Raw genomic sequence first — 12,922 nt, forward strand, 5'->3', positions numbered from 1 at the left:
TTCAAGGAGCTGCCCGATGGTTCGAAAGTAAGCCTCGAAATTGTATAGCGTCTGCGCGGCTGCCCTTCACGACCGCGCACTGTCAGCGCCAGCCTCCGCCGAGCGTGCGATAGAGCGTCACGCGATTGGTCGCGTCGACGAGCCGCTCGGCGATCAGCGCCTGCTCGGCCGCATAGAGGCTGCGCTGCGCGTCGAGCAGACCGAGGTAGCTGTCGACGCCGCTCTTGTAGCGCGCCTCGGACAGGCCGAAGCCCGCGCGCGTCGCCTCGACCTGCTTTTGCCGCGCGTCGAGACGCTCGCTGAGCGTCGCGCGCTCGGCGAGCGCGTCGGCGACTTCGCGAAAGGCGGCCTGAATCGCGCGTTCATACTGCGCGACGTTGATGTCGCGCTGGACCTCGGCGACGTCGAGACTCGCGCGCAGGCGCCCGGCCTCGAAAATCGGGATGCGGATCTGCGGGATGAAGCGCCAGGTGCCCGACCCGCTTTCGAACAGGCCGTCGAGCGTGCTGCTTGCCGTGCCGGCCTCCGCGGTCAGACTGATGCTCGGGAAGAACGCCGCCCGCGCGGCGCCGATGCTCGCGTTCGCCGCCCGCAGCGCACGTTCGGCCTGCAGGATGTCCGGCCGGCGGGCCAGCACCTCCGACGGCACGCCGGCCGGCAGCTCGGCGACCGCGCTAACACCGTCCGGCAGCCGCGCCGGTTGCAGCGTGTCGGGAACCGGCGCGCCGACGAGCAGCGCGAGCAGGTTCGCGTCCTGCGCGACGAAGGCGCTGAACTGCGCCACGTCCGCACGCGCCGTCTGCAGCAGCGTCTGCGACTGGTTGAGGTCGAGCGCCGAGACCGCGCCGGCCTCGAAGCTGCGGCGCGTGAGATCGTGCGACTTCTGCCGGGTTTCGTAGGTGTTGCGCGCGAGCGCGAGGCGTTCGCGGTCGAAACCGAGCAACAGCCAGGTGTTGGCGACTTCGGCGACGAGGCTGATCTGGGCGCTGCGGCGCGCTTCCTCGGTGCCGAGGTAGCGTTCGAGCGCCTCGGCGTTGAGGCTGCGGATGCGCCCGAAGAAATCGAGCTCGTAAGCCGAAAAACCAATCGTCGCGCTGTACTGGCGCACCACCGTGGCGTCGCCGGTCGTGCTGAGCGTGCGCGGCAAGCGTTGCGCGACTTCGCTGCCGTCGGCACTGACTGCGGGAAACAGATCGGCGCGCTGGATCCGGTACTGCGCACGGGCGCGCTCGATGTTGAGCGCCGCGACGCGCAGGTCGCGGTTGTTGGCGAGCGCGAGTGCGATCACCTCGCGCAGGTGCGGGTCGGCGAAGTAGTCGCGCCAAGCGATCGCGTCCGCAGGCGGTGCGTCGGCGGTCGCCGGGCTCGCCAGCGCAGAACCGGGGAAGGCGTCCGGGACGGGCGCGGCGGGCCGCTCGTAGCGCGGCATCATGCTGCACGCGCTCAAGAACGCTGCGGCGAGCGTCACGCTCAGGCTGGGAAGGCGGGACATCACTTGAGCTCCTGCGGCACGGGGGCGGCGGCGACGCTGCCTGGCCGCGGCTTGTCCTTGAATACCCGCTTGATAACCACGTAGAACAGCGGGATGAAGAAGATTCCGAGCAGCGTGCCGGCAATCGTGCCGCCGAGGACGCCGGTTCCCACCGCATTCTGTGCGCCCGAACCCGCGCCGCTGGCAAGGGCGAGCGGCAGCACGCCGAAGCCGAAGGCGAGCGAGGTCATCAGGATCGGCCGCAGACGCATGCGCACGGCCTCGCGGGTCGCCGAGATCAGGTCGCGGCCCTCCTTCTCCATCTGCGCCTTGGCGAACTCGACGATCAGGATCGCGTTCTTCGACGACAGGCCGATCGTCGCCAGGAGTGCGACCTGGAAATACACGTCGTTCGACAATCCGAGTCCGCTCGCGGCGAGCATGGCACCGAAGACGCCGAGCGGCACCACGAGCATCACCGCGAACGGCACCGACCAGCTCTCGTAGAGCGCGGCGAGACACAGGAACACGACCAGCAGCGACAGTGCGTAGAGCGCCGGCGCCTGTGAGCCGCTGCGGCGCTCCTCGAACGAGGTGCCGGTCCATTCGTAGCCGATGCCGGCCGGCAGCTTGGCGATGATCTCCTCGGCCGCCGCCATGGCATCGCCCGAGGACAGGCTCGGCGCCGCCTGGCCGAGCAGTTCGACCGAGGGCTGGCCGTTGAAGCGTTCGAGGCGCGGCGAGCCGTAGGCCCAGTGCGCGCGCGTGAACGCCGACAGCGGCACCATCTCGCCCGCCGTGTTGCGCACGTACCACTTCGCGAGGTCTTCAGGCTTCATGCGTGCGTCGGCGTCGGCTTGCAGGTAGACCCGTTTGATCCGCCCACGGTCGATGAAGTCGTTGACGTAGGTGCCGCCCCACGCGGTCGCCAGCGTGTCGTTGATGTCGGCGACCGAGACGCCGAGCGCGCCGGCCTTGGCGTAGTCGATGTCGAGTTGGTACTCGGCGACGTCGTCCTGGCCGTTCGGCCGCACGCCGACCAGACGCTTGTCCTGCGCGGCCATGCCGAGGAATTGGTTGCGCGCGGCGATCAGCGCGTCGTGACCGAGGCCGGCGCGGTCCTGCAGTTGCACGTTGAAGCCGCTCGAGGTGCCGAGTTCGAGCACGGCGGGCGGCACGAAGGCGAACACCATCGCCTCCTTGATCTGCGAGAACGCGCCCATGGCCCGCCCGGCGATCGAGTTCACGTCCTGTTCGGGTTCGTGACGCTGGTCCCAGGGCTCGAGGTTGACGAAGCCGATGCCCATGTTCTGACCCTGGCCGGCGAAGCTGAAGCCGGCCGCGGCGAAAATCGAGCGTACATTGCCCTTCTCGTTCTCGAGGTACTGGTGCTCGACCTTTTTCAGGACCTCGACCGTGCGCTCCTGGCTCGCGCCCGCCGGCAGGATGACCTGGGTGAACATCACGCCCTGGTCCTCCTCCGGCAGGAAGGCGGTCGGCATGCGGAAGAACAGCAGCGCGAGCACGCCGACGATCGCGATGTAGATCGCCAGGAAGCGCAGGCTGCGGCCGAGGATCTTGCCGACCGCGGACTCGTAGCGCTCGGTGTTGCGCGCGAACATGCGGTTGAACCAGCCGAAGAATCCCGAGAACCAGCCGCCTTCACCGTGGCCATGGCCCTTTTCGACCGGCTTCAGCATCGTCGCGCACAGGGCCGGCGTGAAGATGATCGCGACCAGCACCGAAAGCGCCATCGCGGCGACGATCGTGATCGAGAACTGGCGGTAGATGACGCCGGTCGAGCCGCCGAAGAAGGCCATCGGCACGAACACGGCCGAGAGCACGAGGCCGATGCCGACGAGCGCACCGGTGATCTGCCCCATCGATTTGCGGGTCGCCTCCTTCGGCGACAACCCCTCCTCGCTCATGATGCGCTCGACGTTCTCGACCACGACGATCGCGTCGTCGACGAGCAGGCCGATCGCCAGCACGAGCCCGAACATCGTGAGCGTGTTGATCGAGAAGCCGAACGCCGCCATCACGCCGAAGGTGCCGAGCAGGACGACCGGCACGGCGATCGTCGGAATCAGCGTCGCGCGGAAGTTCTGCAGGAACAGATACATCACCAGGAACACGAGGATGATCGCCTCGATCAGCGTGTACACGACGTTCATGATCGAAATCTGGACGAAGGGCGTCGTGTCGTAGGGGATGACGGTCTCGAGACCGGCCGGGAAATAGGCCTTCATCTGCTCGATCCTGGCCTTCACGGCTTCGGCGGTGTCGAGCGCGTTGGCGCCCGCGGCGAGCTTGATGCCGATGCCCGAGGCGGGCTGGCCGTTGAAGCGGCCGACGATGCCGTAGTTCTCGGCGCCGATCTCGACGCGCGCGACGTCCTTCAGCCGCACCTCGCCGCCCTGCGCCGAGCTGCGCAGCAGGATGCGCTCGAACTCGTCGACGGTCTGCAGCCGGCTCTGCGCCGTGATCGACGCGGTGAACCCTTGGCCCGGCACGGCGGGCGTGCCGCCGAGCTGGCCGGCGGAGACCTGGTTGTTCTGTTCCCGGATCGCCTCCTCGACGTCGCCCGGGGTCAGCCGGTACTTGTTCAACTTGCCCGGGTCGACCCAGATGCGCATCGCGTACTGCGCGCCGAACACCTGGACCTCACCGACGCCGGTGACGCGCGACAGCGGCTCCTGCACGGTCGAATTGAGGAAATCGGCCAGGTCGGTCCGGCTCATGGAACCGTCCTTGGAAACGAAGCCGATGATCATCAGGAAGTTGCGCGTCGACTTCACAACCTGCACGCCCTGCTGCTGCACAGCGAGCGGCAGCAACGGCAGCGCGAGCTGGAGCTTGTTCTGCGTCTGCACCTGAGCGATGTCGGGGTCGGTGCCGGCGTCGAAGGTGAGCGTGACCGTCGCCCGGCCGTAGGAGTCGGACTGCGAACTCATGTAGAGCAGGTTGTCGAGGCCGGTCAGCTTCTGTTCGATGACCTGCGTGACCGAGTCTTCGACGGTCTTCGCGGACGCGCCCGGATAGCTCGCGTTGATCGCGACCGTCGGCGGCGCGATCGCCGGATATTGCGAAACCGGCAGTGTCAGGATCGACAGCGCGCCGGCGAGCATGATGACGATGGCGATGACCCACGCGAAAATGGGCCGGTCGATGAAAAAGCGCGCCATCTCGGACTACCCCTTCGTTGCCGGCGGCGTGGTCGCGGCGGGCGCTGCTCGACCCGCCGGCTGGGCCTGGACGGGCGTACCCGGCCGGGCCTTTTGCAGTCCCTCGACGATGACGCGTTCACCGGGCGCGAGCCCTTCCGTCACGACCCATTTGTCCTGGATCGACTGCTCGGCTTTGACCACGCGCGCCTCGGCGATGCCTTTCGGATTGACCAGCATGACCGTCGCGTTGCCGCGCGGGTCGTGCGTGACGGCCGCGTGCGGAACGAGGATCGCGTCCTCGCGCACGCCCTGCGAGAGCCGCGCGCGCACGTACATGCCGGGCAGCAGCTCGCCGTCGGGGTTGGGAAAGACCGCGCGCAGCGTGACGCTGCCGGTGGCCTCGTCGACGGCGACCTCGGAAAACGCGAGCCTGCCCTTCGCGCCGTAGACGCTGCCGTCTTCGAGCACGAGTTCGACCGGCAGGCTGTCGCTGCCGCTGCGCCTGAGCTTGCCGGAGGCGAAATCGCGACGCATGCGCAGCAGTTCTGCGCTCGACTGGGTGAGGTCGACATAGATCGGATCGAGCTGCTGGACTGTCGCCAGCGCCTGCGCCTGGTTCGCCGTGACGAGCGCGCCGGGCGTGACGGTAGAGCGCCCGATGCGTCCCGAAATCGGCGACGCGACGCGAGTGAAGCCGAGATCGATGCGCGCGCTTTCGAGCGCCGCCTTCGCGGCGCCGACTTCGGCCTGGGCCTGCTTCATCGCCGCGACGGCCTCGTCGTTGGCCTGTTTGCTCACGGCCTCGATCTTGACCAGCTCGGCGTACCGCTCGGCTTTCGTCCGCGCCGCGGCAACGTTGGCCTCGGCGCGCGCAAGGTTGGCGACGGCGCTGTTGTACGCGGCCTGATAAGGCGCCGGGTCGATGCGGTACAAGACCTGGCCGGCCTTGACCTCGCTGCCTTCCTTGAATGGCCGCGCCTTGACGATGCCCGTCACCTGCGGCCGCAACTCCGCGATCATGTAAGGCGTCGTGCGCCCGGGCAGTTCGGTCGCGAGCGGCACGGCTTCGGCCTGCACCGTGAGCACCGTCACCGCGGGCGCGCCCGGGCCGCCGGCGCCGGGGCCGCCCTTCTGCGCTTCGTTGTCGCCGCCGCACGCGGCAAGAAACAGGCTGCCCGCGAGCGCGACGATCAGCGAGGGGGAAGGCAGATTGCAGCGAGTGGGCATGGTGACCTTTGCAAGCGTTGGGACGGGTGAAAACCGGCGTGCGGAAACCGCGAAGGCCGGTGACTGGGCGAAGCACTGTTCTAGAATGAACGTTCAATCTATACTAGAAGGCCTTCCGGCGCAAGATTCGGCGCTTCTCGAATCGCCACGCCCATGAATCCGGAGACCCGCATGACCGCCGCCCCCCCGATTCCCGACGCCACGCGCGCCGACGCCCGCCGCAGCCAGATCCGTGCGGCCGCGGCCGAGTGCTTCCGGCAGCATGGCTTCCACGGCACGAGCATCGCGCAAATATCCAAGGCCGCGGGCATGAGCACGGGCCACATCTACCACTATTTCGAGAACAAGGAAGCGATCATCGCCGAGATCGTTGCCCAGGATCTCGAGCGCTTGCTGACGCTGACCGCCGAGCTGCGCGCTGCGAGCGACGTCAAGGCCGCGATGATCGAGCGCGCCGTGGAAGGCGTGCAGCAGAATCTCGATCCGGCTCACGCGGGCCTGCAGCTCGAGGTCGTCGCCGAAGCCGCACGCAATCCGCGCATTGCGCACATCGTGCGCGCGGCCGACCGCCAGTGTCGGGAAAGCCTGCTGCAGACGATTCGAACGCTGCGACGGGCCGCCGGGCATCAGGACAGCGAGGCGACGCTCGCGGGCATGGCCGAGGCGATCTCGGCGATGTTCGAAGGCCTGCGCATACGCGCGATCCGCAACCCCGACATCGACCGCGATGTCGTCGTGCAAATGTTCCGGCGCATGGTCGGCGACCTGCTCTCCCAGGCGCCGCAACCGCCGCCCCGCGGTCGGCGCGACACATAGAAAAATGCCCCCGAAGCGGGGGCATCGTTCGACACCCGGGCGAGCCCGGGATGCGATCACTTGATGTTCTTCATTTCGGCTTCGACCATCTTGACGACGTTCGGCGGCAAGGCGACGAAACCGAGTTCCTCGGCCATTTTCTGCCCATTGTTGAGCGACCACTTGAAGAAATCGACGACCGCCTTCTGCTTCGTCGCGTCGGCCTGCTCGTAGGCGAGCACGTAGGTCGCCGAGGTGATCGGCCAGGCGTTCTTGTGCGACTGGTCGAGCAGGTCGGGCGCCATGCCGCGGACGTGGAAGTTCGCGCCCGCAGCGGCGTCGGCGACCGCGTCCTGGTTCGGGACGATGTAATTGCCGGCCTTGTTCTTCAGCGCAACGAAAGTCATCTTGTTCTTCATCGCGTCGGCGATGTCGACGTAGCCGATCGCACCTGGGATCTTCATCACGTTCGCCGCGACGCCCGGGTTGCCCTTGCCGCCGACGGCATTGGCGGGCCAGTTGACGGTGTTGCCGGCGCCGACGTCACGCTTGAAATCGGCCGACTGCTTGGCGAGATAGTTGGTGAAGACGAAGGTAGTGCCGGAGCCGTCCGAGCGATGCGAAATCGTGATCGCCGTGCCGGGCAGCTTGACGCCGGGGTTGAGCTTGGCGATGCGCGGGTCGTTCCACTTGGTGATCGTGCCGCGGAAGATGTCGGCGGCGGTGGCGCCGTCGAGCTTGAGCTGCCCCGAGGCAACGCCAGGCAGGTTGACGACGATGGTCACGCCGCCCATGACGGTAGGAAACTGAACCAGATGCGCGGCATCGAGATCGCTTTCCTTGACCGGCGCGTCGGTGCCTGCGAAGTCGACGGTCTTGGCCTTGATCTGCTTGACGCCCCCCGAAGAGCCGATGCCCTGGTAGTTGACCTGGTTGCCGGAAGCGGCCTTGTAGGCTTCCGCCCATTTAGTGTAGACGGCGTAGGGGAAGGTCGCCCCCGCGCCGGTGATGTCGACGGCCAGCGCCGGCAAGGCCGCAACGCTCATCGCGACGGCGGCCGCCGCCCCGGCAAGCTTGAAATACAGGTGTTTCGAACCGAACATAAGAAGTCTCCCGAGATGTGTGGATCGAACCCGAAAGGGTCGACGCCGGGGATACTAAGGATCTGGTGTTACAGGAATATTTCAGTCACATCGGGCGATATGCACGTGCGGGACTACGGTCGTCCCCTGCTTCTTCACCGAAGCTTCATGCCCGCTTCACGGGCCATTCATTCCACCACACTAAGGTGCCGCCATTCTTTGCACAACAGGACGGGCAATGCACACTGGATCGGCCGGCGCAAACACAGAACGGCAACACGTCGCGGCGGGGGCCGTGGACGCCGCACCCCGACCCTTGCGCCTGCGTGTCCGCTTCGTGAGCGGGCGCAATCCGCGCGTCGCCGAGCAGGCCGCGCGCTGCATGGACGCACTTGCGCGCGGTCGGCTGGATATCGAAGTCGCGCACGAAGCGGGCGATCGTGCGCCGGCCACCGGCAACTTGCCGAGCCTGGTCGTCGTGATCCACGTCGTCGCCGAGCCCGCGCCGCTGGTCGCCGACGAATGCGGCGGGCGCGTCGACTGGCACCTCGGGCGCGAGGCGCTTACCGACGACACGGCCGAACTGATGGCGCACCTGCGCCGACACGCCGCGCGACTGCTCGGCGATCTCGGGCACCCGGCGCCGCCGTGCGCGCTGCGCTCGGCGACACGTCCAGCCAATTCCGCCGTACCCAGGACGCCCGCGCTGCTCGCGGCTGCCTGAACGACACCCCTCGCCCCGCCTCCGTCCCGGACGGTGTTCATGAGGGCGTAACGCCCACGCGCTACCGTCGCCATGTCTTCCCCCCTGGACCAGACCATGCCATGCGCACCCTTCTGCAAGACATCCTCGCTCGCCCGCGTTTCACGACCCTGCTTCAACCGGTGCTCGACCTCGAAGAGGGCCTCATCACGGGCTACGAAGCGCTGTCTCACGGCCCGGCCTCGACACCCCTGCACGCGCCCCAGGCGCTCGTCGCCGCTGCAGTCCATTCCGGTCTGCTCACCGAACTGGACCTCGCCTGCATGCGGGGCGCGATCAGAACCTTTGCTCGGCTCAAGCTCGCTGGCCGCCTGCTCCTTCACGTCTCACCGGCGAGCCTGCTCGACGCGCGCTTTGATCCCGACACGGTTTCGGCTGCGCTCGACGCCGCCAGGATCGCCCGCAGCCGGCTCGTGGTCGTGATCCGGCAGGCGGAGGAGTCGGCCCGCCTCGATTTCCCTGCGCTGGACCGTGCGGTATCGCGCCTGCGGGCCACGTCGATAGAAGTCGCCGTCGACGGCGCGGACGACGCGGCCGCGGACCTCGCCGGCTGGAGGGAATTCCGGCCTTTCTTCGTCAAAGCCAGGATGCGCTGCGTGACCAGTCAGCGGCACCCTCTCGCCGCTGGGCCGACCGGCGGTCGCCCGCCGCACCCCGTCTCAAGCGCACGCTTTCCGCTCCTTGCCCACGGCGTCGAGAGCCGCGGCGACCTACGGCTTCTGAAGGACCTCGGCATCCGCTACGCGCAGGGCGACCTGATCGGCTGCCCTTCGCCGGTCCCCATCCGCCTGTTGCCGCGCGAGGTCGAAATGTGCCTGCACAACGCGGGGCCCACGCACCTCCACTAGATCGTCAATCTTGCACAAACAAAAAAGCCCCCGCCGCGGCGGGGGCTTTTGCCGGGCTGCGTATCTTCAGTCCTGGTGCTGCTGCCCCTTGCCGATCTGGCGCGTGATCGCGACGGTCTTGTCGTTGCCGGTGCCGGAGTGCTGCACGCTGACATAGAGCGTGTGCGGGTCCTTGCCGAAGTAGATGCCCGAGCCTTCGGCGGGCTTGTCTTTCAGCGATGCGAAGAGATGCACGCCATCACGGTAGCCGTCGCGGTTGGCATCCTTCGAGCGCGGGTCGTAGACCCAGATGTCGCTGTGGGCGTTGTCCTCGACGATCCAGAGCTTGCCGTCCGGCCCGTTCGCCAGGTTGTCCGGGCCCTTGAAGCCGGTGAGGCCCGTGGTCTGATCCTCGATCGGCGCATTCTTGCCGGCGGAAACGACATAGCTGGTGCGCGGTTTGTCGCCGAGCTCGATCGCCATGACCGCGCCCCGACCGTTGGTGTTCGCCGCGTCATCGACGTCTTCGCAGGTCAGTGCGACGTAGAGCGTGCCGGCGATGCGTTCGAGGTCTTCGGGACGGCAGTACTCGGTGGCGCCGACCGCGCGCGCCGCGACGTTCGCCTTGATCTGCACCTGGTTCATGTCGAGCGCGACCCAGTCGGCCTCGCCGGTCTTCGCGCCGTTCCGGACGCGCAAGGCGTACAGCTGGCCGGCCGAGAGGTCCCCGTAGCTCGTCGGCACGAACTTGTAGATCGCGCCCTTGCGGTCCTCGTCGATGACGTACACGTTGCCCTCGGCGTCGGTTTCGATGCCCTCATGGGCGAGCGCACCGAGCAGCGGCCGCACGGTCACGCGCTCGGCGACGGCAGGGTTATGGGAATCGAGCTTGAGCTCATAGACGAGGCCGGCCGTCGCCGCCGGGTGCGCTGGGTCGGGCAGCGCGGCCGCGCCAGTTTCCTCGGCGAACAGGAGGGTCTGCCACGGCGTCCACAGGATGCCGTCGAGCGCTTCCCAGTCGGCGCGTCCGACCACTTCCTTGGCGACGCCGGTCTTCAGATCGACCACCGACACCGCGCCGCCGCTCCCGCCGTCGACACGCGCCGAGTTCGCGCCGCGGACCTCGTGGGTGCGATACAGGTAGCGGCCTGCGTGCTTGCCGGTTTCGTTGGCCGTGTTCATGTCATTCCAGTCGTTCGCCAGATAGAGGTCGAGCGCGCTTTCGTCAGAGACGATGGACTGGACGTAGCCCTCAGGGATAAGCCAGGGTTCGGTCGCGATGTTGGGATCGGCGTCCATGCCATAGGCGGACGCGGCGATGGGGGTGAAGGCCATGGGTCCTTCGACGGCGGAACCGGCGTGGACCTGTGCCGCGAAAGCGGCTGCCAGCGTCAGGACGAGGGCGGAATACTTCATGGGTCGGATCTCCCGGGTTGGTTTCAATGATGAGGCGGCATCTGCGTACCGCCCGCGCATTCTTCCCGGCTTGTGTGTCGCCCCTGTGATGGTTTGATGAAGTCGGCGCGCCCAGCGCAGGCTCGGCTGCCATTCTCGGATTCGGTGGCGTCGCGTGCAAACCGCAGGGGAGCCGGTGCCCACGCGCACGGCGATTTTTTGCTTGAACGTATTCCACGCTTCCAGTATGCTGGAAACATGGAATCCAAAGACGCCGTCATCGCCCTGTCCGCGCTCGCCCAAGCCACGCGGCTGAACATCTTCCGTACGCTCGTCGAAGCCGGTCCGGCCGGGCTCAACGCGGGGCGGCTCGCCGAAATCGCCGCCATACCGCCGTCTTCGCTTTCGTTTCATTTGAAGGAGCTGAGCCATGCCGGGCTCGCCGAGTCCCGCCAGGAGGGCCGCTTCGTCGTATACAGCGCGCGCTTCGAGACGATGAATCGCCTGCTCGCCTATCTCACCGAAAACTGCTGCGGCGGGACACCCTGCGGCGCGAGCGACACGCCCGCCTGCACGGGCGGCGGGTCGTCGTAACGAATTCACGTCACACCGCGCGGCCAAGCTCCGGCTGTTTCATCACGTTTCGACAAGGACTACTCATGACCAAACCCCTGACCGTGCTGGTGCTGTGCACCGGCAACTCCTGCCGCTCGCAAATGGCCGAGGTGCTGCTCAACCATGACCTCGCGGGCCAGGTGCGCGCACTCTCCGCCGGCACCCGGCCGCAACCGAAGGTCGCGGACGGGGCGATCGCGGCGCTGCAAGCGGCCGGACTGAATACCGACGGTCTCCATCCGAAGGACGTCGATGCGGTGATGCACGAGGACATCGACCTCGTCGTGACCGTGTGCGACAACGCGAAGGAGGCCTGCCCGATCTTTCCCAAGCCGATTCCGGCGATCCATCTTCCCTTCCATGACCCGCACGGCGAACCGCTCGAGAGCTTCATCGCCGTACGCGACGACATCCGCACGCGCCTCGTCGCGGCGGTGCGCGAGAAACTCGGCCTCGCGGCCGCGGCCTGAACGTCCATGAGTGCGCAGTGTGAAGTCACCGCCAAGCGCGCGGCCGCCATGGGCGGCCCGCCGGCGCCGATGAGCGTGTTCGAGCGCTGGCTCACCCTGTGGGTCGCGCTGTGCATCGTCGCCGGCGTGGCACTCGGGCAACTGTTCCCGGCGCCATTCCAGGCGCTCGGGCGGATGGAGGTGGCGCAGGTCAATCTGCCGGTCGGCCTGTTGATCTGGATCATGATCATCCCGATGCTGATGAAGATCGACTTCGGCGCGCTGCATCAGGTGAAATCGCACTGGCGCGGCATCGGCGTCACGCTCTTCGTCAACTGGGCGGTGAAGCCGTTCTCGATGGCACTCCTGGCGTGGATCTTCATCCGCCATTTGTTCGCGCCCTGGCTGCCCGCCGAGCAGCTCGACAGCTACGTCGCCGGCCTGATCCTGCTCGCGGCCGCGCCGTGCACGGCGATGGTGTTCGTGTGGAGCCGCCTGACCGGCGGCGATCCATATTTCACGCTGTCGCAGGTGGCGCTCAACGACACCATCATGATCTTCGCCTTCGCGCCGATCATCGGGCTGCTCCTGGGCCTTTCCGCGATCGTGGTGCCGTGGGACACGCTCATGATTTCGGTCGCGCTTTATATCGTGCTTCCGGTGATCCTCGCGCAGGTCTGGCGCAAGCGGCTGCTGAAGCGCGGGCAGGCGGTGTTCGACCGGGTGATGGCGCAGCTCGGCCAGGCTTCGATCCTCGCGCTGCTGGCGACGCTGGTGCTGCTGTTCGCCTTTCAGGGCGAGCAGATCCTCGCGCAGCCGTTGATCATCGCGTTGCTCGCAGTGCCGATCCTGATCCAGGTCTTCTTCAACTCGGGCTTGGCCTACTGGCTGAACAGAAAAGTGGGCGAGAAGCACGCCGTCGCCTGCCCGTCGGCGCTGATCGGCGCGTCGAACTTCTTCGAGCTGGCGGTGGCGGCGGCGATCGCGCTGTTCGGCTTCGAGTCGGGCGCGGCGCTGGCGACCGTGGTCGGCGTGCTGATCGAGGTGCCGGTGATGCTGCTGGTGGTGAAGCTCGTCAACCGCAGCAAGCGCTGGTACGAGCGCGGCCTGCCAGCGGGACGGGCCTGAGCT

At 67.3% G+C, this 12,922-nt stretch carries 11 protein-coding genes; 6 read left to right on the top strand and 5 right to left on the bottom strand.

The features are described 5' to 3' along the window. Nucleotides 1-82: 82 nt before the first annotated feature. The 3 genes from adeC to TBD_RS07075 are packed head-to-tail and all read right to left on the bottom strand — an operon-like array spanning nt 83 to nt 5,865. On the bottom strand, nt 83-1,492 hold the full coding sequence (gene adeC / locus TBD_RS07065) for an AdeC/AdeK/OprM family multidrug efflux complex outer membrane factor (RefSeq protein WP_011311928.1): 1,410 nt from the start codon (nt 1,490-1,492) through the stop codon (nt 83-85). Beyond that, entirely contained in the window at nt 1,492-4,656 is a 3,165-nt protein-coding gene (locus TBD_RS07070; protein WP_011311929.1) for an efflux RND transporter permease subunit, read from the bottom strand. Before TBD_RS07070 ends, adeC begins: the two co-directional genes overlap by 1 nt. A gap of 6 nt (nt 4,657-4,662) precedes the next feature. Next, a complete protein-coding gene (locus TBD_RS07075) occupies nt 4,663-5,865 on the bottom strand; it encodes an efflux RND transporter periplasmic adaptor subunit (protein ID WP_011311930.1) in 1,203 nt (400 codons plus the stop codon). A gap of 171 nt (nt 5,866-6,036) precedes the next feature. Here TBD_RS07075 and TBD_RS07080 point away from each other — a divergent pair, with 171 nt between their 5' ends. Beyond that, nucleotides 6,037-6,681, top strand: coding sequence for a TetR/AcrR family transcriptional regulator (locus TBD_RS07080; protein ID WP_049750227.1), 645 nt, complete (start codon nt 6,037-6,039; stop codon nt 6,679-6,681). 56 nt (nt 6,682-6,737) lie between these two features. Here TBD_RS07080 and pstS read toward each other — a convergent pair whose 3' ends face one another. After that, the gene (gene pstS, locus TBD_RS07085) at nt 6,738-7,763 is read right to left on the bottom strand and encodes a phosphate ABC transporter substrate-binding protein PstS (RefSeq protein WP_011311932.1); all 1,026 of its coding nucleotides are present in this window, start codon (nt 7,761-7,763) and stop codon (nt 6,738-6,740) included. Nucleotides 7,764-8,037: 274 nt separating this feature from the next. Between pstS and TBD_RS14975 the strand changes: the two genes are divergently transcribed. Both TBD_RS14975 and TBD_RS14980 read left to right on the top strand, forming a co-directional pair. Next, nucleotides 8,038-8,466, top strand: a complete 429-nt coding sequence (locus TBD_RS14975) for a hypothetical protein (protein WP_187147184.1) — start codon at nt 8,038-8,040, stop codon at nt 8,464-8,466. A gap of 101 nt (nt 8,467-8,567) precedes the next feature. Beyond that, a complete protein-coding gene (locus TBD_RS14980) occupies nt 8,568-9,353 on the top strand; it encodes an EAL domain-containing protein (protein ID WP_011311934.1) in 786 nt (261 codons plus the stop codon). 66 nt (nt 9,354-9,419) lie between these two features. On the opposite strand, the gene TBD_RS07100 is transcribed toward TBD_RS14980, so the two are convergent. After that, nucleotides 9,420-10,748, bottom strand: a complete 1,329-nt coding sequence (locus tag TBD_RS07100) for an alkaline phosphatase PhoX (RefSeq protein WP_011311935.1) — start codon at nt 10,746-10,748, stop codon at nt 9,420-9,422. Between the two features lie 237 nt (nt 10,749-10,985). Between TBD_RS07100 and TBD_RS07105 the strand changes: the two genes are divergently transcribed. The 3 genes from TBD_RS07105 to arsB all read left to right on the top strand — a co-directional run bounded on the left by TBD_RS07105 (nt 10,986) and on the right by arsB (nt 12,919). Next, nucleotides 10,986-11,321 (top strand): ArsR/SmtB family transcription factor, encoded by a 336-nt coding sequence (locus tag TBD_RS07105; RefSeq protein WP_041432492.1) that lies wholly within the window; start codon nt 10,986-10,988, stop codon nt 11,319-11,321. 65 nt (nt 11,322-11,386) lie between these two features. Further along, a complete protein-coding gene (locus TBD_RS07110) occupies nt 11,387-11,812 on the top strand; it encodes an arsenate reductase ArsC (protein ID WP_011311937.1) in 426 nt (141 codons plus the stop codon). A gap of 6 nt (nt 11,813-11,818) precedes the next feature. Next, on the top strand, nt 11,819-12,919 hold the full coding sequence (gene arsB / locus TBD_RS07115) for an ACR3 family arsenite efflux transporter (protein WP_011311938.1): 1,101 nt from the start codon (nt 11,819-11,821) through the stop codon (nt 12,917-12,919). Nucleotides 12,920-12,922 lie beyond the last annotated feature (3 nt).

This window comes from Thiobacillus denitrificans ATCC 25259 (genome assembly GCF_000012745.1).
Lineage (GTDB): Bacteria > Pseudomonadota > Gammaproteobacteria > Burkholderiales > Thiobacillaceae > Thiobacillus > Thiobacillus denitrificans_B.

What these genes read in the sequence shown, in the direction of transcription:
- arsB (WP_011311938.1), top strand. Translation starts at nt 11,819, where the DNA reads ATGAGTGCGCAGTGTGAAGTCACCGCCAAGCGCGCGGCCGCCATGGGC.
- TBD_RS07075 (WP_011311930.1), bottom strand. Translation starts at nt 5,865, where the DNA reads ATGCCCACTCGCTGCAATCTGCCTTCCCCCTCGCTGATCGTCGCGCTC.
- TBD_RS07070 (WP_011311929.1), bottom strand. Translation starts at nt 4,656, where the DNA reads ATGGCGCGCTTTTTCATCGACCGGCCCATTTTCGCGTGGGTCATCGCC.
- TBD_RS14980 (WP_011311934.1), top strand. Translation starts at nt 8,568, where the DNA reads ATGCGCACCCTTCTGCAAGACATCCTCGCTCGCCCGCGTTTCACGACC.
- adeC (WP_011311928.1), bottom strand. Translation starts at nt 1,492, where the DNA reads ATGTCCCGCCTTCCCAGCCTGAGCGTGACGCTCGCCGCAGCGTTCTTG.
- TBD_RS07110 (WP_011311937.1), top strand. Translation starts at nt 11,387, where the DNA reads ATGACCAAACCCCTGACCGTGCTGGTGCTGTGCACCGGCAACTCCTGC.
- pstS (WP_011311932.1), bottom strand. Translation starts at nt 7,763, where the DNA reads ATGTTCGGTTCGAAACACCTGTATTTCAAGCTTGCCGGGGCGGCGGCC.
- TBD_RS07080 (WP_049750227.1), top strand. Translation starts at nt 6,037, where the DNA reads ATGACCGCCGCCCCCCCGATTCCCGACGCCACGCGCGCCGACGCCCGC.
- TBD_RS07105 (WP_041432492.1), top strand. Translation starts at nt 10,986, where the DNA reads ATGGAATCCAAAGACGCCGTCATCGCCCTGTCCGCGCTCGCCCAAGCC.
- TBD_RS07100 (WP_011311935.1), bottom strand. Translation starts at nt 10,748, where the DNA reads ATGAAGTATTCCGCCCTCGTCCTGACGCTGGCAGCCGCTTTCGCGGCA.